This is a genomic window from Streptomyces filamentosus (genome assembly GCF_014654895.1).
In the GTDB taxonomy this organism is placed as follows: domain Bacteria; phylum Actinomycetota; class Actinomycetes; order Streptomycetales; family Streptomycetaceae; genus Streptomyces; species Streptomyces filamentosus.
Genome location: NZ_BNBE01000001.1, coordinates 1,141,227 through 1,163,707, shown reverse-complemented (window position 1 = coordinate 1,163,707; position 22,481 = coordinate 1,141,227). Strand labels below are relative to the sequence as shown.

At 72.6% G+C, this 22,481-nt stretch carries 18 protein-coding genes; 12 read left to right on the top strand and 6 right to left on the bottom strand.

Going from position 1 to position 22,481, the window contains the following annotated elements:
• Positions 1–36: 36 nt before the first annotated feature.
• Positions 37–1,185 carry a PQQ-dependent sugar dehydrogenase gene (locus tag IE326_RS04995; protein WP_190040919.1) on the bottom strand — a complete coding sequence of 383 codons (1,149 nt, stop codon included), beginning with the start codon at positions 1,183–1,185 and terminating at the stop codon, positions 37–39.
• Between the two features lie 129 nt (positions 1,186–1,314).
• Positions 1,315–2,331 (bottom strand): aldo/keto reductase, encoded by a 1,017-nt coding sequence (locus IE326_RS04990; protein ID WP_190040918.1) that lies wholly within the window; start codon positions 2,329–2,331, stop codon positions 1,315–1,317.
• 75 nt (positions 2,332–2,406) lie between these two features.
• Between IE326_RS04990 and IE326_RS04985 the strand changes: the two genes are divergently transcribed.
• The 7 genes from IE326_RS04985 (at position 2,407) to IE326_RS04955 (ending at position 13,179) form a co-directional block, all read left to right on the top strand.
• Positions 2,407–3,369, top strand: a complete 963-nt coding sequence (locus IE326_RS04985) for a 2-hydroxyacid dehydrogenase (protein ID WP_190040917.1) — start codon at positions 2,407–2,409, stop codon at positions 3,367–3,369.
• Between the two features lie 218 nt (positions 3,370–3,587).
• Positions 3,588–6,920, top strand: a complete 3,333-nt coding sequence (locus tag IE326_RS04980) for a putative bifunctional diguanylate cyclase/phosphodiesterase (protein ID WP_229915204.1) — start codon at positions 3,588–3,590, stop codon at positions 6,918–6,920.
• 258 nt (positions 6,921–7,178) lie between these two features.
• Entirely contained in the window at positions 7,179–9,026 is a 1,848-nt protein-coding gene (locus IE326_RS04975; protein ID WP_190040916.1) for an acetolactate synthase large subunit, read from the top strand.
• A 32-nt stretch (positions 9,027–9,058) separates the two neighbouring features.
• The gene (gene ilvN, locus IE326_RS04970) at positions 9,059–9,586 is read left to right on the top strand and encodes an acetolactate synthase small subunit (RefSeq protein WP_030750810.1); all 528 of its coding nucleotides are present in this window, start codon (positions 9,059–9,061) and stop codon (positions 9,584–9,586) included.
• A gap of 119 nt (positions 9,587–9,705) precedes the next feature.
• Positions 9,706–10,707 carry a ketol-acid reductoisomerase gene (gene ilvC, locus IE326_RS04965; protein ID WP_030750808.1) on the top strand — a complete coding sequence of 334 codons (1,002 nt, stop codon included), beginning with the start codon at positions 9,706–9,708 and terminating at the stop codon, positions 10,705–10,707.
• Between the two features lie 236 nt (positions 10,708–10,943).
• On the top strand, positions 10,944–12,533 hold the full coding sequence (gene serA / locus IE326_RS04960) for a phosphoglycerate dehydrogenase (RefSeq protein ID WP_150231915.1): 1,590 nt from the start codon (positions 10,944–10,946) through the stop codon (positions 12,531–12,533).
• A gap of 76 nt (positions 12,534–12,609) precedes the next feature.
• Positions 12,610–13,179: a TetR/AcrR family transcriptional regulator gene (locus IE326_RS04955; protein WP_150231917.1), complete on the top strand. Its 570-nt coding sequence runs from the start codon at positions 12,610–12,612 to the stop codon at positions 13,177–13,179.
• Between the two features lie 36 nt (positions 13,180–13,215).
• Here IE326_RS04955 and IE326_RS04950 read toward each other — a convergent pair whose 3' ends face one another.
• Positions 13,216–14,370: a PucR family transcriptional regulator gene (locus IE326_RS04950; RefSeq protein ID WP_190040915.1), complete on the bottom strand. Its 1,155-nt coding sequence runs from the start codon at positions 14,368–14,370 to the stop codon at positions 13,216–13,218.
• A gap of 194 nt (positions 14,371–14,564) precedes the next feature.
• Between IE326_RS04950 and IE326_RS04945 the strand changes: the two genes are divergently transcribed.
• Positions 14,565–15,491, top strand: a complete 927-nt coding sequence (locus IE326_RS04945) for a proline dehydrogenase family protein (protein ID WP_150231921.1) — start codon at positions 14,565–14,567, stop codon at positions 15,489–15,491.
• 36 nt (positions 15,492–15,527) lie between these two features.
• Positions 15,528–17,159, top strand: a complete 1,632-nt coding sequence (gene pruA / locus IE326_RS04940) for an L-glutamate gamma-semialdehyde dehydrogenase (RefSeq protein WP_190040914.1) — start codon at positions 15,528–15,530, stop codon at positions 17,157–17,159.
• A 75-nt stretch (positions 17,160–17,234) separates the two neighbouring features.
• Here pruA and IE326_RS04935 read toward each other — a convergent pair whose 3' ends face one another.
• The 3 genes from IE326_RS04935 to IE326_RS04925 all read right to left on the bottom strand — a co-directional run bounded on the left by IE326_RS04935 (position 17,235) and on the right by IE326_RS04925 (position 19,341).
• The gene (locus IE326_RS04935; RefSeq protein ID WP_190040913.1) at positions 17,235–18,134 is read right to left on the bottom strand and encodes an alpha/beta fold hydrolase; all 900 of its coding nucleotides are present in this window, start codon (positions 18,132–18,134) and stop codon (positions 17,235–17,237) included.
• A 74-nt stretch (positions 18,135–18,208) separates the two neighbouring features.
• Positions 18,209–19,003, bottom strand: coding sequence for a hypothetical protein (locus IE326_RS04930; RefSeq protein ID WP_190040912.1), 795 nt, complete (start codon positions 19,001–19,003; stop codon positions 18,209–18,211).
• Entirely contained in the window at positions 19,000–19,341 is a 342-nt protein-coding gene (locus IE326_RS04925; RefSeq protein WP_150231927.1) for a PadR family transcriptional regulator, read from the bottom strand. Before IE326_RS04925 ends, IE326_RS04930 begins: the two co-directional genes overlap by 4 nt.
• A 319-nt stretch (positions 19,342–19,660) precedes the next feature.
• Here IE326_RS04925 and IE326_RS41395 point away from each other — a divergent pair, with 319 nt between their 5' ends.
• From IE326_RS41395 to IE326_RS04915, 3 genes are all read left to right on the top strand, one after another.
• Positions 19,661–19,792, top strand: coding sequence for a hypothetical protein (locus tag IE326_RS41395; RefSeq protein ID WP_268982933.1), 132 nt, complete (start codon positions 19,661–19,663; stop codon positions 19,790–19,792).
• A 77-nt stretch (positions 19,793–19,869) separates the two neighbouring features.
• Entirely contained in the window at positions 19,870–20,910 is a 1,041-nt protein-coding gene (locus tag IE326_RS04920) for a 3-isopropylmalate dehydrogenase (protein ID WP_150231929.1), read from the top strand.
• Positions 20,911–21,157: 247 nt separating this feature from the next.
• Entirely contained in the window at positions 21,158–22,249 is a 1,092-nt protein-coding gene (locus IE326_RS04915) for a branched-chain amino acid aminotransferase (RefSeq protein WP_190040911.1), read from the top strand.
• The last annotated feature ends 232 nt before the right edge of the window (positions 22,250–22,481 follow it).

The following is a 22,481-nucleotide window of genomic DNA, read 5'->3' as shown; positions in this document are numbered from 1 at the left end:
CCCGTGCCCCCGCCGCACCGGGGCCGGCCGGGGTTGTCACCCCACGTCGAGCCGCAGGATCCGGTCGTCCCCGGCCTCCGGCGTGCCCCGCCCGTCGGTCTCGCTGGTCACCAGCCACAGTCGCCCCGCACCGTCCGCGAGGACCGTCCGCAGCCGCCCGTGCTCCCCGGCCAGGAACGCCTCCGGCTCCCCGGACCGCTCCGCCCCCGACAGCGGGATCCGCCACAGCCGCTCGCCCCGCAGCCCCGCCATCCAGATCGCGCCCCGGGCGTACGCGATCCCGCTCGGCGACGCCTCCGAGGTCGGCCACTGCGCCACCGGGTCCACGAAGCCCGCCCGCCCGGCCCGCCCCTCGACCTCCGGCCAGCCGTAGTTCCTCCCCGGCTCCACCAGGTTCAGCTCGTCCCACGTGTTCTGCCCGAACTCGGCCGCCCACAGGCGCCCTTCGGCGTCCCACGCGATCCCCTGCACGTTCCGGTGGCCGTACGAGTAGACCACCGAGCCCGCGAAGGGATTGCCCGGCGCCGGCTTCCCCTCCGGGGTCATCCGCAGGATCTTCCCGCCCAGCGACCCCCGGTCCTGCGCGAGCCCCGTCTCCCCGGTCTCGCCCGTCCCCGCGTACAGCATCCCGTCCGGGCCGAAGGCGATCCGCCCGCCGTCGTGGATCCTGCCCCTGGGGATGCCGGTGAGCACCGGCTCCGGCGCGCCGAGCCGGTCGCCCGCCCCGCCCCCGTACCGCATCCGCACGATCCGGTTGTCCGACGCGGCGGTCAGGTACGCGTACACCCACCCGTCCCGCACGGCCAGGCCCAGCAGCCCGCCCTCGCCGCCCGGCACCACGCCCGGCACCTCGCCCAGCGGCGTCCTCGCCCCGCTCCGCCCGTCCACCCGGGTCACCGTCCGCTCGTCCCGCGAGGAGACCAGCAGGTCGCCGCCCGGCAGCGCGGCGAGCCCCCAGGGCGAGCGCAGTCCCTCGGTGAGCGTCCCCGCCACCTCCACCCGCCCGTCCCCGCCCCCGGGGCGCGCGGGCGCGGAAGCGGCGGACGAGGCCGGGGAAGAGGCCGGGGACGGACCGCCCGGCGGCGAGGCGCCCCGGTCGCCGGTGTCACCGCCCGAGGAGCACCCCGCCGCGAACACCAGCGCGGCGACGCCCCCCACGGCCTTCAGCACAGCAGGACGGCTCATGATCCGGTCCCTTCGACGGTACGAGAGGTCGGTCGGCATTCCTTCCCCCTTGATACGCCCCTCGCCCCGACGGGGTTCCCGTCTCCGGCGGCCTTTCCAGGATCCCCGGGAAAGGCCGCCGGAGCCTTGCTAGTCCCAGGACCCCCGGGCCGCCGGCAGCGCCGAGAGCTCCGCGAGGTCCCCGGCCGTGAGCCGCAGCCCCGCCGCCCCGGCGTTCTCCACCGCCCACCGCTCCCGCTTGGTCCCCGGCACCGGCACCACGTGCCGGCCCTGCCCGAGGACCCACGCCAGCGCCACCTGCGCCGCCGTCACCCCGTCCCCGTGCCGGGCGGCCACCCGCCGCAGCCCGGCCACCAGCGGCTGGTTCGCCGCCATCATCTCGGCCGTGAAGCGGGGGTGCCGGGCCCGCGGGTCGTCCGGCTCGAAGCCGCCGCCCGGCGTCAGCGTCCCGGTGAGGAAACCGCTGCCCAGCGGCATCGCCGCGAGCAGCCCGATGCCGCGCGCCACGCACCAGGGCAGCAGCCGCTCCAGCGCCTCCGGAGCCCACACCGACAGCTCCGCCTGGACCGCCGCCACCGGGAACACCTGCTGCACCCGGTCCAGCTGACGGATCGTTCCCTCGTACAGGTCTCCGGACCGCGGCCGCCGGGCCCCGCGCACCCCGGCCGTCCGCACCCCGACCGCGCTCAGCCCCAGCGCCCGCACCTTGCCCGCGGCCACCAGCTGCGCCATCGCGCCCCAGGTCTCCTCCACCGGGACCTCCGGGTCCGCGCGATGGAGGAGGTACAGGTCGATCACGTCCGTCTGGAGGCGCCGCAGGGAGGAGTCGCAGGCCCGGCGCACGTACTCCGGCCGCCCGTTGGCGACCACGTGCCCGTCCCCGACGAGCAGCCCGCACTTCGTCGACACGAAGACGTCCGCCCGACGCTCCTTCAGCACCCGCCCCAGCAAAAGCTCGTTGGTGAACGGGCCGTACATGTCGGCGGTGTCGAGCAGGCTCACCCCGGCGTCCAGCGCGGCGTGCACGGCCCGCAGCGAGAGGTCGCCCCGCTGCTGCGAACGGCTGTAGGCCCAGTGCATCGGCATGCAGCCGAGGCCGACCGCCCCCACGTCGAGCGCCGTCGCCCCGATAGTCCTGCGCTCCACGTGCCGCCACCCCTCCTCGTGCCGCCCCCCAAAGTAACCAATGGCGTGCGGGATTCTTCGCATAGCCTCCCGGTCATGACACTCGCACCCACCACCGCTGACGTGTGGCTTCCGATTCCGGCCGACGAGATCGACGGGCTGCCCGACCCGGGCGCGTCGGGACTGAACTACCGTTTCTGGGACGGCGGGGCCGACTTCCCGGCCGATCCCGCCGACTGCGCCTTCTACGTCGTCCCGTACATGAAGGGCTCCGCGATCGCGGTCCGGCCGCTGCCCGCGATGACCTCGCTGCGCGTCGTCCAGACCCTCTCGGCCGGCATCGACCACGTCGTCCCGGGGCTCGGCTCCCTCGGCCCCGGCGTCGCGGTCTGCAACGCCAAGGGCGTCCACGAGGCGAGCACCGCCGAGCTCACCCTCGCCCTGATCCTCGCCTCCCTGCGCGGCATCCCCCGCTTCGTGCGCGGCCAGGACGCCGAGGAGTGGCGGGACGGCTTCTACCCGGCGCTCGCCGACAAGTCCGTCCTGATCGTCGGGTACGGATCGATCGGCGCGGCCATCGAGGACCGGCTCGCGCCCTTCGAATGCGCGCGGGTGGCGCGCGTCGCGCGCTCCGCGCGCACCACGGCCCGCGGTCCGGTGCACGCCCTGGCCGACCTCCCCGCCCTGCTGCCCGAGGCCGACGTGGTGGTCCTCTCCACCCCGCTCACCCCGGAGACCCGGCACCTGGCCGACGCGGGCTTCCTCGGCCGCATGAAGGACGGGGCGCTGCTCGTCAACGTCGCCCGCGGACCGGTCGTGGACACGGACGCCCTGCTCAAGGAGGTGGAGGGCGGACGGATCACCGCGGCCCTGGACGTGACCGACCCGGAACCGCTGCCGGCCGGGCATCCGCTGTGGCACGCTCCGGGTGTCCTCGTCACGCCCCACGTCGGCGGTTCCACCTCGGCCTTCATGCCGCGGGCGAAGCGGCTGGTCGCGGGGCAGGTCGGGCGGTTCGCGGCGGGGGAGGCGCTGGTCAACGTCCTCCGCACCACCTGAGTCCGGCTCCGCACCACCTGAGTCCGGTCCGGCGGCGCGCCCCCTCGCGCGCCGCGCGCGAGCCCCCGGCAGTCACGGAGAGTACTGCGACCCTGTCCCTGAGTGACGGTCCTGGTGTATCGTCCCGGATCGGGGAATGCGTCGTGTACGGGCTGACGCCGGGGAGCGAAGTGACGGGACATCAGATTCCGAGGGGGGTGACGGGTGAAGCACGGCCGATGGACCGACCTTCCCGCGCGGCGACGCCGCCGGCGAACCTCCCGCGCCTCGCTGCCGGCCTCGCACGTTCGGTGCCGGACCAGGCCGCGCCGCACCGCGCCGACCGCGCGGAGGGCGACCCGCCGCACGGCGACGCCCCGGCCCCGCCCCGCGCCCCGGCCCCCTGCCCCTCCTGCGGCACCGCGCCGCCGGAGCGGCCCGAGGCCCTCCCGCCCCGCGACCGCACCGTGCCGGACCCGGCCGCACCCGGCCCGGCCCGGTCCCGCGCGACCGTCCAGGCGCCGCACCCCCGCGTCCCCGGCGCGCGCGGCCCGGCCCCCGTGCACCCGGCGCCCCACGCCCCCGCGCCCCGCGACGGCGCGACCGGCCGTCCGCAGGCCCCGGACGGCGCCCGCGGCCCGCACTCCTTCGGCGGCGAGGGCGGCGGCGAGCGCGACGGCCTCGGCCACGACGACGGCCTCGGCCACGACGAGGGGCGGGGGGACGCCGTGACCGGCACCACCACCCTGGTCCGGCGTGCCGCCGCCCCGGCCGACCCCGGCCCGCGCGGCGGCGAGCACCCGCCCCCCGGGCCCGACCGGTCGCCCTCCTGGGCCGGCTCGCTCTTCGCGCAGGTCGCCCTCGGCCTCGTCTGCGCCGGCTACACCACCGGGGCCTCCCTCGGCTGGGGCTCGCCCCGGCTCGCCCTCTTCATGGGCGACTTCGGGCTGAGCGCCGCCGCCCTCACCGCCGCCGTCTCCTGCTTCCTCTACGCGAGGACCGAGCGCGGCGGCAACCGCCCCGCCTGGCTCCTCTTCGCCCTCTCGTCCTTCATGGCCGCCGCGGGGAACGCCGTCTGGGGCTGGTACGAGGTCGTCCTCCAGCGGGAGGTCCCCGCCTCCTCCGCCGCGGACCTGTTCTTCTTACTCTTCGCCCCGCCCGCCATCGTCGGCCTCCTGGTCCTCGCCAAGAAACCCGTCACCCGGGCGGGCTGGGTCTGCCTCGGGCTCGACGCCTGGCTCATCGCGGGCTCCCTGCTGACGCTCTCCTGGAGCCTGGCCCTCGCCCACACCGCCCACTTCCAGGGCGAGTCCGTGGCCCAGGCCGCGCTGTCGCTCGCGTACCCGCTGCTCGACATCGTGCTCGTCAGCATGGTCCTCGCCCTGCACTTCCGGCGCTCCCAGGCGAACCGCTCGGCGGTCCACACCGCCATCGCCGCCCTCGCCCTCACCGTGCTCTGCGACGCCCTCTTCACCTCGCCGCTGCTGCGCGCCAGCTACGTCTCGGGCCAGCTGCTCGACGCCGGCTGGTTCGCCGGCTCCCTGCTGCTCGCCTACGCCCCCTGGGGGGTGCGCCGCCCGCCGGAGACCGTCGCCGTGCGGGTGCACAGCAGGCCCGTCGCGGGCTCGCTCGCCGCCCTCACCCCGTACCTCGCCGCCGCCGTCTGCACCCTCGGCATCCTGTACAACGTGGTCGAGGGCCGCCGGGTCGACCGGGTCGTCGTCCTCACCGGCTGCGCCGTCGTCCTCGCCCTCGTCGTCCGCCAGGGCATCATGCTCATCGACAACATCGCCCTCACCCACGAACTGGCCCAGAAGGAGAACCACTTCAGGTCGCTCGTGCAGGGCTCCAGCGACGTCATCATGATCGCCGCGCCCAGCGGCGTCCTGCGGTACGTCAGCCCCGCCGCCACCGGGGTGTACGGCCGCGACGCCGAGGAGCTGGTCGGCTCCGAACTGGCCGCCCTCATCCACCCCGAGGACCTCGGGGCCGTCGTCCACGAGGTCCGCCGCTTCCTCGCCGCCCCGCCCGCCGAGGAACCCACCACCCGCATCGAGTGCCGCTTCCGCTCCGGCGACGGGGACTGGCTCCACGTCGAGTCCACCGTCAACCGCCACCAGGGCGGCCTGATCTTCAACAGCCGCGACGTCACCGAACGTGTCCGCCTCCAGGCCCAGCTCCAGCACAACGCCGAGCACGACCCGCTCACCGACCTGCCCAACCGCGCGCTCTTCACCCGCCGCGTCGGGCAGGCCCTCGGCGGCCGCCGCGCCTCCGACGCCGGCACCGCCGTGCTCTTCATCGACCTCGACGGCTTCAAGGCGGTCAACGACCGGCTCGGCCACCAGGCCGGGGACGACCTCCTCGTGGAGGCCGCCCGCCGCCTCCAGGAGGCCGTCCGGGCCGGGGACACCGCCGCCCGCCTCGGCGGCGACGAGTTCGCCGCCCTCATCCTCGGCGACGGCCGGCGCGACCGCGAGGCCCGCGAGGCCCAGGTCCAGGAGATCGCCGACCGGCTCCGGCTCACCCTCTCCCGCCCCTACCGCGTCGACGGCGGCACCGAGGTCCGGGTCGCGGCCTCCATCGGCGTCGCCTTCGCCGAGCCCGGCATCGGCGCCGGCGACCTGCTGCGCAACGCCGACCTCGCGATGTACCGCGCCAAGGCCGGCGGCAAGGACCGCGTCGAGCTGTACGTGCCCCAGATGCAGGCCGAGGTGGTCCGGCGCACCGAACTCGCCGCCCGGCTGCGCAGCGCCCTGCACGACGGCGAGTTCGCCCTGCTGCACCAGCCCGTCGTGGACCTCGCCACCGGCCGGATCGCCGCCGTCGGCGCCCAGGCCCGCTGGCGCTCCGCCCAGGGCATCCTCTTCACCCCCGCCGAGTACCTGCGGGCCACCGACGACGGCGAGCGCACCGCCGAGCTGGGCCGCTGGCTCCTGGAGGAGGCCGTCGAGCAGGCCGCCGAGCGGGCCGGCAGCGGCCACCGCACCCCGGTCGCCGTCCGCCTCCCCGCCCGCCGGCTCCTCGACCGGTCGGCGCCCCTCGGCTCCGTCGAGGCGCTGCTGGCCCGGCACGGGCTGCCGTCCGGCTCGCTCGTCATCGAGCTGGCCGACACCGACCAGCGGACCCCGCTCGACGAGCTGGAGCAGCGCCTGGTCTCCCTGCGGCGGCTCGGCGTGCGGATCGCCCTCGACGGATTCGGCAGCGGACATGTCGCCGTTCAGGCCCTGAGGCGCCTTCCCGTCGACATACTGAAACTGGACAGCGGACTCGTCGAGGGCGTGGTCGAGTCCCCCCGGCTGCGCAAGATCACCCGGGGGGTGCTCCGCATCGCGGGCGAGCTGGGCCTGGAGACCGTCGCCGAGGGCGTCGACGTCCCCGAGCAGGCGCTGGCCCTGCGGGCCATGGGCTGCCGGTACGGGCAGGGCGCGGTGTTCTCGGCCCCGCTGGACGAGTACCGGCTCCGCCGGGCCCTGGTGCGGGGCGACTACCCGGTGCCCGGGACCGTCTCCGTACCGGCCGGGACGGGCCCGGAGGAGCGCCGGAGAACGTCCCCCGATCCGCTCACATGATGAGACGCCCGTCCCACCTACTTGACAGTTGCGAGGCCCGGGCGAGAGGGTCAGTGCCATGCGCACCCGAATTCTCGTACTTGGACAGCGCGTCGGCTGAAGCCGGGCCCCTGAAGGCCGGCTGAGAACCACCCGACGCGCTCCCCTCGCTTGCCTTCCGGCACGAGGGGTTTTTTGTTGCACCGGTTCTCTCCGAAGTCGCCGCAAAACCTCGTAAAACACCCCGCAAAAAACCCTCTGCTTCGAGAAGAGATGCTGATGACCGAGCAGGCCACCGGGCACCATCCGCAGCCGCGGCCCCGCAGCGGCGCGACGCCCGCCCCCACCGTCGAGCACGTCACGGGCGCGCAGTCCCTCATCCGTTCTCTCGAAGAGGTGGGTGCGGACACCGTCTTCGGCATTCCGGGCGGCTGCATCCTCCCGGCCTACGACCCGATGATGGACAGCAAGAAGGTCCGCCACATCCTGGTCCGCCACGAGCAGGGGGCCGGCCACGCCGCCACCGGCTACGCGCAGGCCACCGGCAAGGTCGGCGTCTGCATGGCGACCTCCGGTCCCGGCGCGACCAACCTCGTCACCCCGATCGCCGACGCGCACATGGACTCCGTCCCGCTGGTCGCGATCACCGGCCAGGTCGCCTCCAAGGCGATCGGCACGGACGCCTTCCAGGAGGCGGACATCGTCGGCATCACCATGCCGATCACCAAGCACAACTTCCTGGTCACCAAGGCCGAGGACATCGCGCGGACCATCGCCGAGGCCTTCCACATCGCCTCCACCGGCCGCCCCGGCCCGGTCCTGGTCGACATCGCCAAGGACGCCCTCCAGGCGCGGACCACCTTCTCCTGGCCGCCGCAGACCGACCTGCCCGGCTACCGCCCGGTGACCAAGCCGCACGCCAAGCAGATCCGCGAGGCCGCGAAGCTCATCTCCGCCGCCAGGCGCCCGGTCCTGTACGTCGGCGGCGGCGTCATCAAGTCCGGCGCCACCGCCGAGCTGAAGGTCCTCGCCGAGCTGACCGGCGCCCCGGTCACCACCACCCTGATGGCGCTGGGCGCCTTCCCCGACAGCCACCCGCAGCACGTCGGCATGCCCGGCATGCACGGCTCCGTCACCGCCGTCACCGCGCTCCAGAAGGCCGACCTGATCGTCGCCCTCGGCGCCCGCTTCGACGACCGGGTCACCGGCAAGCTCGACAGCTTCGCCCCGTACGCCAAGATCGTCCACGCGGACATCGACCCGGCCGAGATCGGCAAGAACCGCGCCGCCGACGTCCCGATCGTCGGTGACGCCCGCGAGGTCATCGCCGACCTGGTCCAGGCCGTCCAGGCCGAGCACACCGAGGGCAACAAGGGCGACTACAGCGCCTGGTGGTCCGACCTGAACCGCTGGCGCGAGACCTACCCGCTCGGCTACGACCTGCCGGAGGACGGCAGCCTCTCGCCGCAGCAGGTCATCCAGCGCATCGGGCAGCTCGCCCCCGAGGGCACGGTCTTCACCGCCGGCGTCGGCCAGCACCAGATGTGGGCCGCCCACTTCATCGACTACGAGAAGCCCGCCACCTGGCTGAACTCCGGCGGCGCCGGGACCATGGGCTACGCCGTCCCGGCCGCCATGGGCGCCAAGGCCGGCATGCCCGACCGCACGGTCTGGGCGATCGACGGCGACGGCTGCTTCCAGATGACCAACCAGGAACTCACCACCTGCGCCCTCAACAACATCCCGATCAAGGTCGCCATCATCAACAACGGCGCCCTCGGGATGGTCCGCCAGTGGCAGACCCTCTTCTACAACCAGCGCTACTCCAACACCGTCCTGCACTCCGGCCCGGACGACGTCAATCCGGAGGCCAAGGGCACCCGCGTCCCGGACTTCGTGAAGCTGTCCGAGGCCATGGGCTGCGTCGCCCTGCGCTGCGAGTCCCCGGAGGACCTCGACAAGGTCATCGCCGAGGCCAACGCGATCAACGACCGCCCGGTCGTCGTCGACTTCATCGTCCACGAGGACGCCCAGGTCTGGCCGATGGTCGCCGCCGGCACCTCCAACGACGAGGTCATGGCCGCCCGGGGCGTGCGCCCCGACTTCGGCGACGGCGAAGACGACTGAGTACGCAGAGCGAAGAAGGAAGAGACCCAGACATGTCCACCAAGCACACGCTCTCCGTCCTCGTCGAGAACACGCCCGGCATCCTCGCCCGGATCGCCGCCCTGTTCTCCCGCCGCGGCTTCAACATCGACTCCCTCGCCGTCGGCGTCACCGAGCACCCCGACATCAGCCGCATCACCATCGTGGTGGGCGTCGAGGACCTGCCCCTGGAGCAGGTGACCAAGCAGCTCAACAAGCTGGTCAACGTCCTGAAGATCGTCGAACTCGAGCCCAGCGCCGCGATCCAGCGCGAGCTCGTCCTGGTGAAGGTCCGCGCCGACAACGAGACCCGCTCCCAGATCGTCGAGATCGTCAAGCTCTTCCGCGCCAAGACCGTCGACGTCTCGCCCGAGGCCGTCACCATCGAGGCCACCGGTTCGGGCGACAAGCTGGACGCGATGCTCAAGATGCTGGAGCAGTTCGGCATCAAGGAGCTCGTCCAGTCGGGCACCATCGCCATAGGGCGTGGCGCCCGGTCCATCACGGACCGGTCCCTGCGGGCACTCGACCGCAGCGCCTGAGAGTCACCGCGGGCCGACCGCCGGTCCATCCGGCGGTCCGCCTGACGAGACCCGAAAACTTTCCTTCCGTCTCCCGCCGTACGGTGGGACGCAACACCAGCACCTCAAGGAGAATTCCAGTGGCCGAGCTGTTCTACGACGCCGACGCCGACCTCTCGATCATCCAGGGCCGCAAGGTCGCGGTGATCGGTTACGGCAGCCAGGGCCACGCCCACGCGCTGTCGCTCCGCGACTCGGGTGTCGACGTCCGCGTCGGTCTGCACGAGGGCTCCAAGTCCAAGGCCAAGGCCGAGGAGCAGGGCCTGCGCGTGGTCACCCCCGCCGAGGCGGCGGCCGAGGCCGACCTCATCATGATCCTGATCCCGGACCCGATCCAGGCCAAGGTCTACGAGGAGTCCATCGCCCCGAACCTGAACGACGGCGACGCGCTGTTCTTCGCGCACGGCTTCAACGTCCGCTTCGGCTTCATCAAGCCCCCGGCCGGCGTGGACGTCGCCCTGGTCGCCCCGAAGGGCCCGGGCCACCTGGTCCGCCGCCAGTACGAGGAGGGCCGCGGCGTCCCCGCGATCGCCGCCGTCGAGCAGGACGCCACTGGCAACGCCTTCGCGCTCGCCCTCTCCTACGCCAAGGCGATCGGCGGCACCCGCGCCGGCGTCATCAAGACCACCTTCACCGAGGAGACCGAGACCGACCTCTTCGGCGAGCAGGCGGTCCTCTGCGGCGGTGCCTCGGCGCTCGTCAAGGCGGGCTTCGAGACCCTGGTCGAGGCCGGCTACCAGCCGGAGATCGCGTACTTCGAGTGCCTCCACGAGCTGAAGCTGATCGTGGACCTCATGTACGAGGGCGGCCTGGAGAAGATGCGCTGGTCCGTCTCCGAGACCGCCGAGTGGGGCGACTACATCACCGGCCCGCGCGTCATCACCGCCGACACCAAGGCCGAGATGAAGAAGGTCCTCGCCGAGATCCAGGACGGCACCTTCGCCAAGAACTGGATGGACGAGTACCACGGCGGCCTGAAGAAGTACAACGAGTACAAGACCCAGGACGAGCAGCACCTCCTGGAGACCACCGGCAAGGAGCTGCGCAAGCTCATGAGCTGGGTGAACGACGAGGAGGCGTAAGCCCCTCGGTGCGGGGCCGGACGGACCGTCCGGCCCCGCACCCCTTCCTTGGACACCCCGTCCAACCACGGACGGGTGATCCTTCCAACGAGGCGTACGACGTGCGCCGATGCGGCACTACACTGCTCAACAACATCGCGTCTGGCCCACAGCGTCGTGCGCTTCCACGCGGCAAGCCCCCTCCACCGCCTGCGGCCGTCGGGACGGCCGTCCGCACTGCCTCTGTGAGGACTCACGTGAGCTCGAAACCCGTCGTACTCATCGCTGAAGAGCTGTCGCCCGCCACCGTCGACGCCCTGGGCCCGGACTTCGAGATCCGGCACTGCAACGGCGCGGACCGCGCCGAGCTGCTCCCCGCGATCGCCGATGTCGACGCCATCCTCATCCGCTCGGCCACCAAGGTCGACGCTGAGGCCATCGCCGCCGCCAAGAAGCTGCGGGTCGTCGCCCGGGCCGGCGTCGGCCTGGACAACGTGGACGTCTCCGCCGCCACCAAGGCCGGCGTGATGGTCGTGAACGCCCCGACCTCCAACATCGTCACCGCCGCCGAACTCGCGTGCGGTCTGCTCGTCGCCACCGCGCGCAACATCCCGCAGGCCAACACCGCGCTGAAGAACGGCGAGTGGAAGCGGAACAAGTACACCGGCGTCGAGCTCAGCGAGAAGACCCTCGGCGTCGTCGGCCTCGGCCGCATCGGCGTCCTGGTCGCCCAGCGCATGTCCGCCTTCGGCATGAAGATCGTCGCGTACGACCCCTACGTGCAGCCGGCCCGCGCCGCCCAGATGGGGGTGAAGCTGCTGGCCCTGGACGAGCTCCTGGAGGTCGCCGACTTCATCACCGTCCACCTGCCGAAGACCCCCGAGACCCTCGGGCTCATCGGCGACGAGGCGCTGCACAAGGTCAAGCCGAGCGTCCGCATCGTCAACGCCGCCCGCGGCGGGATCGTCGACGAGGCCGCCCTGTACTCCGCCCTCAAGGAGGGCCGGGTCGCCGGCGCCGGCCTCGACGTGTACGCGAAGGAGCCCTGCACGGACTCCCCGCTCTTCGAGCTCGACCAGGTCGTCTGCACCCCGCACCTCGGCGCCTCCACCGACGAGGCCCAGGAGAAGGCCGGCATCGCCGTCGCCAAGTCGGTGCGCCTCGCGCTCGCCGGCGAGCTGGTGCCGGACGCGGTCAACGTCCAGGGCGGCGTCATCGCCGAGGACGTGAAGCCGGGCCTGCCGCTCGCCGAGAAGCTCGGCCGGATCTTCACCGCCCTCGCGGGCGAGGTCGCGGCCCGCCTCGACGTCGAGGTGTACGGCGAGATCACCCAGCACGACGTCAAGGTGCTCGAACTCTCCGCGCTCAAGGGCGTGTTCGAGGACGTGGTCGACGAGACCGTGTCCTACGTGAACGCCCCGCTCTTCGCGCAGGAGCGCGGTGTCGAGGTCCGCCTCACCACCAGCTCCGAGTCGCCCGACCACCGCAACGTGGTCACCGTGCGCGGCACGCTCTCCAGCGGCGAGGAGGTCGCCGTCTCCGGCACCCTGGCCGGCCCCAAGCACCTCCAGAAGATCGTCGCCGTCGGCGAGTACGACGTGGACCTCGCGCTCGCCGACCACATGGTCGTGCTGCGCTACGAGGACCGCCCCGGCGTCGTCGGCACCGTCGGCCGGATCCTCGGCGAGGCCGGTCTGAACATCGCGGGCATGCAGGTCTCCCGCACGGAGGAGGGCGGCGAGGCCCTCGTCGTGCTCACCGTCGACGACACCGTGCCGGCGGCCGTCATCGCGGAGATCTCCACGGAGATCGGCGCGGCCTCGGCCCGCTCGGTCAACCTGGTCTGAGGCCCCCGGGCCACCCGTACCCGGTCGTCGGACAACCGTCTCGGACGGACGTCCGGCGACCGGGTACGGTGCCGTCATGGGACACAAGGAAGACCTGCTGGAGGGCGCCAAGCGCTGTCTCCTGGAGAAGGGGTACGGCCGGACCACGGCCCGCGACATCGTCGCCGCCTCCGGCACCAACCTCGCCTCCATCGGCTACCACTACCGCTCCAAGGACGCTCTGCTCCAGCAGGCGTTCCTGGCGCTGACCGAGGAGTGGGGCCAGGAGGTCATCGTGGCGATCGACGGGAGCGACGAGCCCGAGGCCGATCCCTACCGGCGCTTCCGCGAGCTGTGCTCCCTGCTCGTCGGCACCGCCGGGGTGAGCCGCCCGATCTGGAAGCTCCAGACCGAGGTCGTCACCCGCCTCGACGACGACGAGACCCTGCGCGAGGCGATCAAGGGACCGCAGCGCCAGGCCCGGCTCGACCTCGCCGAGGGGATGCTCGGCATCGACCCGGAGGCGGAGCCGGAGAAGGCCAGGACCGCCGGCCTGCTGCTCCAGGCCCTCACGGCCGGGGTGATGTTCCAGTGGCTGGCGGACCCCGAGACCGCGCCGAGCGTCGACGACCTCGTGGCGGGCCTCAAGACCGTCATGGGGGAGTGACCGGCCCTCCCCGTACGTGACCGCCGCCCCCCACCCTCAGAGCCGGGCCGCCTTCAGGGCCATGTGGAGGAGGAGGCGGTCCTCGCCGGTGTCCAGGTCGAGGCCGGTGAGCTGTTCGACCCGGGAGAGGCGGTAGTAGAGGGTCTGCCGGTGGATGCCGAGGGCCGCCGCGGTGCGGCCCGCCTGGCCCGCGTGGTCGAGGAACACCTCGGCCGTGCGGGCCAGCTCCGTGTGGGCCGGGCCGAGCAGCACCCGTACCGCCGGGTCCGGTTCGGCCTGGGGGAGGGCGGTCAGCAGACGGTACGGGCCGAGGTCGGCCCAGCGGGCGAGCGGGCCGAGGCGGGGCTGGGCGTGCGCGGTGCGCGCCGCGGCGGTCGCCTCGCGCCAGCACGCGTCCAGGTCCCCGAGCCCGCGCCGGGGCGCGGCGATCCCGGCCACGGCCGCCGGGTCCGCCGCTCCGCGCAGCCGCTCGGCGGCGGTGGCGGCGGGGGAGAGGTTGTCGGCCGACCGCAGCCGCACCAGCACGGCGAGCGCCCGGTGCCCGGTGCCGCCGGCCGCCGGGCCGCGCCACGGGAGGGCGCAGAGGGCGGCCGCGCCGGGGATCGTCCGGGGGGAGGGGGAGTCCTCGCCGGTCCAGGGGGCGACGCAGACGAGGGCGTGCAGGCCCTCGGCGTCCGGGCCCAGGGCGGTCCGGAGGGCGGCGACGGCCATGTCGTACTGCCAGCCCCGCTCCGCGGTGAGGACGGCCCGCAGCTCGCGGGAGAGGTCGGAGCCGGCCCGCTCCTCGTCGGCGAGGAGTTCGCCGATCCGGGCGGCGACCTCCATCGCGGCGGTGAGCTGCGCGTGCGAGGGGCCCGGCTCGGCGTCCAGCAGCCAGACGTAGCCGAGGACGACACCCCGATGGCGTACCGGCAGGCAGATCCGGTCGCGGAAGACGCCCGCGTCGGGCGCGGCCGGGATGCGGACGGGACCGGTGGCCCGGGCGATCCCGAAGCCCTCGAACCAGGCGCGGACCGCCGGGGTCGACCGCCGGGTCAGGATCGAGCGGGTCCGCACCGGGTCCATGGCGCTGTCGTCGTCGCTGTCGTGGGCCCCGAAGGCGATCAGCCCGAAGTCGCGGTTCTCCAGGGTCGCCGGGGCGCCGAGCAGCGCCGAGATCTCGTCCACCAGCTCCTGGTAATCGCCCTTCACGGCCCCCATTCTCGCACCCGCGACGACGCCTTCAGACATATGTCTGAGAGCGTGTTCACGGATGCGTGACAGCTGTAGATGGCGCAGGATCGGAGCGATCCCTAGGTTTCACGGTGGTTCTCCGTGCTGTTCCCGGTTCGTACCCCTGTGACCGGTGACGGCCCCGTTCTACCCCTGCCCTCTGGAGGTGCCCCGTGCTGGGTCCCGTGATCCTCGCCGCGTCGCGCAGCGACAAGATGCGCCGTCTCGTGTCGGCCGCGCCCGGGACCAAGCAGGTCGTCGCGCGCTTCATCGCCGGTGAGACCGTCGGAGACGTCGTCCCGATCGTCCAGGACCTGACCGACCGCGGTCTGGAGGTCACGCTCGACGTCGTCGGCGAGGACATCACCACGGTCGAGCAGTCCCACGCCGCCCGCGACGCCTACCTGGAGCTGATCGGCCGCCTCAAGGAGCTGGGCCTCGGCGAGCGTGCCGAGATGTCCGTCAAGCTGTCGATGTTCGGCCAGTCGCTGGAGAACGGCCACGAGCTGGCGCTCTCCAACGTCCGCCCGGTCGTCGAGGCCGCCGCCGAGATCGGCACCACGGTCACCCTGGACGCCGAGGACCACACCACCCTCGACTCGATGTTCGCCATCCACGAGGAGCTGCGGAAGGACTTCCCGCAGACCGGCTGCGTCATCCAGGCCTACCTCTTCCGCACCGAGGCCGACGCCCGCCGCCTCGCCGCGAGCGGCTCCCGCGTCCGGATCGTGAAGGGCGCCTACAAGGAGCCCGCCGAGGTCGCCATCCAGGACAAGCCCGAGATCGACAAGGCGTACGTCCGGATCCTGAAGATCCTGATGGACGGCGAGGGCTACCCGATGATCGGCTCGCACGACCCGCGCCTGATCGCCATCGGCCAGGAGCTGGCCCGCCGCGCCGGCCGGAAGCTGGACGAGTACGAGTTCCAGATGCTGTACGGCATCCGCTCCGAGGAGCAGAACCGCCTCGCCGCCGAGGGCCACCGGATGCGCGTCTACACCGCGTACGGCACCGACTGGTACGGCTACTTCATGCGCCGCCTCGCGGAGAAGCCGGCCAACCTCCTCTTCTTCGTCCGCTCCATCCTCACCAAGGGCTGAGCCCCCTCCCCCTCTTTGTAAGGAGTCCTGAGACTTATGGACGCTGTGACCCAGGTCCCCGCTCCCGTCAACGAGCCGGTGCACGGCTACGCCCCCGGTTCCCCCGAGCGCGCCCGTCTGGAGACCAAGCTCAAGGAGCTCGCCGAGAACCCGCGCGAGCTGCCGATGACCATCGGCGGCGTGAAGCGGATGGGCGGCGGCGAGGAGTTCAAGGTCGTCCAGCCGCACAACCACAAGGCCGTCATCGGCACCTTCCGCGGTGCCACCGAGGCCGACGCCCAGGACGCGATCGACGCGGCCCTGGCCGCCGCCCCGGCCTGGCGCGCGATGTCCTTCGACGACCGCGCCGCGATCATCCTGCGCGCCGCCGAGCTGCTCGCCGGCCCGTGGCGCGAGACGCTGGCCGCGTCCACCATGCTCGGCCAGTCGAAGACCGTCCAGCAGGCCGAGATCGACACCCCGTGCGAGCTCGTCGACTTCTGGCGCTTCAACGTGGCGTACGCCCGCCAGATCCTCGCCGAGCAGCCGCCGGCGAACTCCCCGGGCGTGTGGAACCGGCTGGACCACCGCCCGCTGGAGGGCTTCGTCTACGCGATCACGCCGTTCAACTTCACGGCCATCGCGGGCAACCTGCCCACCGCCCCCGCCCTCATGGGCAATGTGGTGGTCTGGAAGCCGTCCCCGACGCAGACCCACTCCGCCGTGCTCCTCATGGAGCTCCTGGAGGAGGCCGGCCTGCCGAAGGGCGTCATCAACCTGGTGACCGGCGACGGCATCGCCGTCTCCGAGGTGGCCCTGAACCACCGCGACCTGGCCGGCATCCACTTCACCGGCTCGACCCGCACCTTCCAGCACCTGTGGAAGACGGTCGGCACCAACATCGAGAAGTACCGCTCCTACCCGCGGATCGTCGGCGAGACCGGCGGCAAGGACTTCGTCGTCGCCCACCCCAGCGCCGACCGTGCCGTCCTGAAGACCGCCCTGACCCGCGGCTCCTTCGAGTTCCAGGGCCAGAAGTGCTCCGCGTCCTCGCGTGCGTACATCCCGGCCTCCATCTGGAACGACGGCTTCAAGGAGGAGTTCGCGGCCGAGGTCGACGGCATCGCCATGGGTGACGTCACCGACCTGTCGAACTTCATCGGTGCCGTCATCGACGAGCGCTCGTTCGCCAAGAACAAGGCGGCGATCGACCGTGCCTCCTCCGACCCGAGCTGCACGATCATCGCCGGCGGCACCTACGACGACTCGGTGGGCTACTTCGTCCGCCCGACCGTCATCGAGTGCACCGACCCGGAGAACGAGGTCTTCAAGGCCGAGTACTTCGGCCCGATCCTCGCGATCCACGTCTACGAGGACGACCAGTACGACGCCATGCTGGAGCAGATGGAGTCGGTCTCCGACTACGCCCTGACCGGCGCCGTCATCTCCAACGACCGCGCCGCCGCCGCGCACACGATGGAGAAGCTCCGCTTCGCCGCGGGCAACTTCTACATCAACGACAAGTCGACCGGCGCCGTCGTCGGCCAGCAGCCCTTCGGCGGCGGCCGCGCCTCGGGCACCAACGACAAGGCCGGCGCCCCGCAGAACCTGATGCGCTGGACGCTGACCCGCGCCATCAAGGAGACGCTGGTCCCGCCGACCGAGTACGGCTACCCGCACATGGGCTGACGCCCGCCCGCCGCGTGAGCGGCCCCTGATCACCGCCCCCCTTCTCGGTCCCCCAACCGAGGACGGGGGCGGTTCTCATCCCCCTCTCGTCCCCCGCTTCCCCACGCGGCGCTCCAGGAAGTCGCCGATCAGTTCCGCGATCGCCGGGGCGTGGGTCTCCAGGGCGAAGTGGCCGGTGGGGAGGAGGTGGATCTCGGCGTCGGGGAGGTCGCGGCGGAAGGCTTCGGCGCCGGCCGGGACGAAGATCTCGTCGCCCTCGCCCCAGACGGCGAGGAGCGGGACCCGGGAGGTGCGGAACCACTCCTGGAAGGCCGGATAGAGGGCGAGGTTGGAGCCGTAGTCGGCGATCAGGTCCAGCTGGACGGCGTCCTGGCCCTCGCGGGCCATCAGGGCGGCGTCGTGGTGCCAGGCATCGGGGCTGAGCAGGTCGCGGTACGCGGCGGGGACGCCGGTCTCGTACTGCCACCGGATGCCGTCGAGGGAGCGGATGGCGCGGACCGGGGCCTCGGTCCCGGGGGTGCGCTCCTCGATGAGGGCGAGGACGGGGGCCCAGGCGTCGGCGCCCAGGCCCTCCTCGTAGGCGTTGCCGTTCTGGGTGACGAGCGCGGTGATCCGCTCGGGGTGGGCGAGGGCGAGGCGCAGGCCGATGGGGGCGCCGTAGTCCTGGACGTAGAGCGCGAACCGGTCCAGGCCGAGGGCCTCGGTGAACGCGGCGGTGAGCTCGGCCAGGCCGGCGAAGGTGTAGGCGAAGTCGTCGGCGGAGGGGGCCGCGCTGCGGCCGAAGCCCAGGTGGTCGGGGGCGATCAGCCGGTAGCGGTCCGCGAGGCGGGGGATCAGGTCGCGGAACATGTGCGAGCTGGTCGGGAAGCCGTGCAGCAGGAGCAGGACCGGCGCCCCGGCGGGGCCCGCCTCGCGGTAGGCGATCTCGTGGCCCCGCACGGTGACGGTGCGGTGGTGGGTCGGCAGCACGGACATCTCTCACCCCTCAGATATCGCTCACTGGTTATAGGGCGACTCAAGCAGGGTGGGAGTAACCTGTCAATGCGTGTTTAAGGGTTAGTCTTGCCGGGGGTGCCGGAAGAGCGGTCCCGGGCGGCGGCCTGTCGTTCCCGGCCCGCGGCCGTCTCCAGGCCGGAGGTCCAGAGCGCGGAGAGGGACGAGGTCAGGGCGACCGCGATGGCGAGACCGGCGGTGCCGAGGGCGCCGACGAAGAAGGCCGTCGTCGCGCCGCCCACCAGGAGCGCCCACACGGCGAGCACCGCCTTGCCGCGGCGGCTCAGGAACAGCCACCGGTGCGGAGCCGCCGGCGGGGCGTCCACCGAGCCCGCCGGGCCGGTCGTCGCCGCGCTCGGCCGCTTGAAGTAGCCGTACGCCAGCCACTCCCCGCACGGCTCCCAGCCCTCCGGGGCGAGCTCGTCGAGGACGCGGGGCCCGCGCCGGCCGGCGATCACCTCGCGGCGGTACTCCCAGCGCAGCGCCGAGCCGGGCGTCCGGCGGCAGACGAACCGCCCGATCGCGTCCAGCGACTCCACCTCCCAGCCCTGGGCGCCGTGGACCGCCAGCATCCGCCGGTCGTTGAAGAGGTCCGCCGTCCAGGTCCAGTGCTCCGAGGCGGTGTCCGGGGCGTCGGGCTCCGGGGCGAGGCCGCCGAGCCGGGCGGCGAACTCCGCCGCCGGGCCGAACTCCTCCTCCGGCGCGGTCCCGGTCTCGGCGAGGTGGGCGCGCAGGTCCTCGACGGTCGCCCCGGCCTGCGCGGCCGGGACGCCGGCGGCGGCCAGCGCGGCGGAGAGCTCCGCGAAGTAGGCGTCGGGGCCGATGCGGTGGGTGCGGTCGGCGTCGGTCATGTGCGGGGTCCCCCGGGGTGCAGTGCGGTGTCGACGGTGCGGTGGAACTCCCGCCACGCCCGGCTCTCGTCCGCGAGCCGGTCCCGCCCGTGGTCCGTGAGCCGGTAGTAGCGGCGGCCCGGCCCGCGCTCGGCGGCGCGGAACTCGGCCTCCACCAGGCCGGCCTCCTCCAGGCGGTTCAGCACGGGATACAGCGTCCCGCCCTTGATCTCGCCGAGTCCCGCCTCGGCGAGCGCCTTGGCGATCTCGTACCCGTAGCTCTCCCCGTCGGTCAGGCGGGAGAGGACGAGCAGGTCGAGGACTCCCTTGAGCCAGCTGGATCTGCGGTCTGCGGCCATGGGTGCATTGCACCACCAGCTAGGTAGGAACGCAACCTAGGTAGGTGTGGCGAGGTGCTGGTCCCGGGGAGCGGGCCGTCTCAGATAGTAGGAAGTCCGAGTAATTGTGGAGACAGATGAGGGGACCTGCCCTAGCTTTGTAGAAGCCGAACGTCTCGCTTCATCAGCGAATGGCGGCCGTGAGCGCGACGCCCCGTGCAGGCAACCCCTGCGGCGGCGCTCCCCGCCCCTTTCCGGCGCCTTCGATCACCTGATCTCCCGATCGCAGCTGATCTCCGCACGTTCCGGATCACCACTGATCTCAAGGAGTCGATCCCTCATGACCGCTCAGACCGCCCCCCGCGTCCGCCACTCCGCCGGCCGTCCCAGCGACGAGGCCCGGCAGAACGCCGCCGCCGCCCTGCAGCGCGCCCTCGACCGCCGCGACAACGGCGGCTCCACCGGTCACTGAGCCGTCCGGAGGTCGGCCGTTCGTCCACATGATGGACGTTCCGTGTCAGACGATGGGACGAAGAGTAGGGTGCCGCCATGTCTCACAGCATCAATCTCGCAGTCATTCCCGGCGACGGCATCGGCCAGGAGGTCGTGGCCCAGGGCCTCAAGGTCCTCGCGGCCGTGCTTCCCCAGGACGTGAAGCTGGAGACCGAGGAGTACGACTTCGGCGCCCGGCGCTACCACGCCACCGGTGAGACCCTCACCGACGCCGACCTCGAATCCCTCAAGAAGCACGACGCCATCCTGCTCGGCGCGATCGGCGACCCGTCGGTCCCGTCCGGCGTCCTGGAGCGCGGCTTCCTCCTGAAGCTGCGCTTCGCCTTCGACCACCACGTGAACCTGCGCCCCTCGAAGCTGCTCCCCGGCGTCGCCACCCCGCTCGCCGGGCAGCCCGAGATCGACTTCGTGGTCGTCCGCGAGGGCACCGAGGGCCCGTACACGGGCAACGGCGGCACCATCCGCAAGGGCACTGCGCACGAGGTCGCCACCGAGGTCTCCGTCAACACCGCCTTCGGTGTGGAGCGCGTGGTCCGGGACGCCTTCGCCCGCGCCCAGGCCCGCCCGCGCAAGAAGCTCACGCTGGTCCACAAGAACAACGTGCTGACCTTCGCCGGCCACCTCTGGACCGACACCTTCGACCGGGTCGCCCAGGAGTTCCCCGAGGTCACCACCGACTACCTGCACGTCGACGCCGCGACGATCTTCCTCGTCACCGACCCGGCCCGCTTCGACGTCATCGTCACCGACAACCTCTTCGGCGACATCATCACCGACCTCGCCGCTGCCGTCTCCGGCGGCATCGGCGTCGCCGCCTCGGGCAACATCAACCCGAGCCGCGACTTCCCGTCCATGTTCGAGCCGGTCCACGGCTCCGCGCCGGACATCGCGGGCCAGGGCAAGGCCGACCCCACGGCCACCGTCCTCTCCGTCGCCCTCCTGCTGCGCCACCTCGGTCACGAGGCCGAGGCCGCCCGGGTCGAGGCCGCCGTCGAGGCCGACCTCACCGAGCGGGGCGCCGCCGTCCGCACCACGGACGAGATCGGCGACGCGCTCGCCGCGCGAGTAGCGAGCTGACCCGCGCGCGCCACTGACACCACGAAGCAGCCGCCGGGTCGTATCCACGCCCGGCGGCTGCTTCGTCGTACGCGACCGCGGGGCGCCGGACCCCCTAACCTCTCTGACACCGGACCGCGCGCACCCGCGTCGCGTACACCCGTTTCGTCCACCGGTCTCCCCGGGCGATAATCGAACGTGGGGCCGCGGCATGCGGGCACGCCGTGGGCGCGGTCCGACCCACACAACCGGTGAAGGACACGCACTCATGACGAAGCCCACGATCGAGCTCAAGCCCTCCTCCAGCCCGCTGTCCGACGCGGAGCGCGAGGCGATCCTGGCCAACCCGGGATTCGGCCGCCACTTCACCGACCACATGGTCACCATCCGCTGGACCGAGGGCCGCGGCTGGCACGACGGCCAGCTCGTGCCGTACGGCCCGCTCTCCCTCGACCCGGCCACCAACGTCCTGCACTACGCGCAGGAGATCTTCGAGGGCCTGAAGGCCTACCGCCGCCCCGACGGTTCGGTCGCCTCCTTCCGCCCCGACGCCAACGCCCGCCGCTTCCAGTCCTCCGCGCACCGCCTCGGCATGCCGGAGCTCCCGGTCGAGACCTTCATCGAGGCGTGCGACGCCCTGGTCCGCCAGGACGCCGCCTGGGTGCCCGCGCACGGCGGCGAGGACTCGCTCTACCTGCGCCCCTTCATGATCGCGACCGAGGTCGGCCTGGGCGTCCGCCCGGCCAACGAGTACCTCTTCGTCGTCATCGCCTCCCCGGCCGGCCCGTACTTCGCGGGCGGCGTCAAGCCGGTCTCCATCTGGGCCTCCGAGGACCGCGTCCGCGCCGTCCCCGGCGGCGTCGGCGACGCCAAGACCGGCGGCAACTACGCCGCCTCCCTGCTCGCCCAGGCCGAGGCGGCCGCCAAGGGCTGCGACCAGGTCTGCTACCTCGACGCGGTCGAGCACAAGTGGGTCGAGGAGCTCGGCGGCATGAACCTGTACTTCGTGTACGGGAACAAGATCGTCACCCCCACCCTCACCGGCTCGCTGCTCGCCGGCATCACCCGCGACTCGCTCCTCCAGGTCGCCCGCGACCTCGGCTACGAGGCGGAGGAGGCCCGCGTCTCCATCGACCAGTGGCAGGAGGACACCGCGAACGGCAGCCTCACCGAGGTCTTCGCCTGCGGCACCGCCGCCGTCATCACCCCCGTCGGCACCGTCAAGTCGGCCCGCGGCGAGTGGCAGCAGTCGGGCGGCGAGCCCGGCGAGGTCACCATGAAGCTGCGCGACGCGCTGCTCGCGATCCAGACCGGCAAGGCCGCGGACGCCCACGGCTGGATGCACGAGCTGGGCAAGTGACCCGCTAGTCAGAGGCACCGGGACGCCCGGGACGGTCCTTCCGTCCCGGGCGTCCCGCGTTCCCGGACGCCTCGCAGCCCCGGACGCCTCGCAGTCCTGGGCACCTTTCGGTCCCGGGGCGCCGCAAGCGGAACGAGGGATTTTCGAGCGGCGTTCAATGTGACCTTCGCCTTACCGCCCGTCAATGCTTGGAAGCATCGTCACCACCGTTTAGAGTGTCGCTCAAACAGGA

Excerpts from the sequence above, each read along its gene's own strand:
- IE326_RS04995 (WP_190040919.1), bottom strand. The coding sequence starts at position 1,185 with ATGAGCCGTCCTGCTGTGCTGAAGGCCGTGGGGGGCGTCGCCGCGCTG.
- IE326_RS04985 (WP_190040917.1), top strand. The coding sequence starts at position 2,407 with ATGACACTCGCACCCACCACCGCTGACGTGTGGCTTCCGATTCCGGCC.
- IE326_RS04980 (WP_229915204.1), top strand. The coding sequence starts at position 3,588 with ATGGACCGACCTTCCCGCGCGGCGACGCCGCCGGCGAACCTCCCGCGC.
- IE326_RS04975 (WP_190040916.1), top strand. The coding sequence starts at position 7,179 with ATGACCGAGCAGGCCACCGGGCACCATCCGCAGCCGCGGCCCCGCAGC.
- ilvN (WP_030750810.1), top strand. The coding sequence starts at position 9,059 with ATGTCCACCAAGCACACGCTCTCCGTCCTCGTCGAGAACACGCCCGGC.
- IE326_RS04955 (WP_150231917.1), top strand. The coding sequence starts at position 12,610 with ATGGGACACAAGGAAGACCTGCTGGAGGGCGCCAAGCGCTGTCTCCTG.
- pruA (WP_190040914.1), top strand. The coding sequence starts at position 15,528 with ATGGACGCTGTGACCCAGGTCCCCGCTCCCGTCAACGAGCCGGTGCAC.
- IE326_RS04935 (WP_190040913.1), bottom strand. The coding sequence starts at position 18,134 with ATGTCCGTGCTGCCGACCCACCACCGCACCGTCACCGTGCGGGGCCAC.
- IE326_RS04930 (WP_190040912.1), bottom strand. The coding sequence starts at position 19,003 with ATGACCGACGCCGACCGCACCCACCGCATCGGCCCCGACGCCTACTTC.
- IE326_RS04925 (WP_150231927.1), bottom strand. The coding sequence starts at position 19,341 with ATGGCCGCAGACCGCAGATCCAGCTGGCTCAAGGGAGTCCTCGACCTG.
- IE326_RS41395 (WP_268982933.1), top strand. The coding sequence starts at position 19,661 with ATGACCGCTCAGACCGCCCCCCGCGTCCGCCACTCCGCCGGCCGTCCC.
- IE326_RS04920 (WP_150231929.1), top strand. The coding sequence starts at position 19,870 with ATGTCTCACAGCATCAATCTCGCAGTCATTCCCGGCGACGGCATCGGC.
- IE326_RS04915 (WP_190040911.1), top strand. The coding sequence starts at position 21,158 with ATGACGAAGCCCACGATCGAGCTCAAGCCCTCCTCCAGCCCGCTGTCC.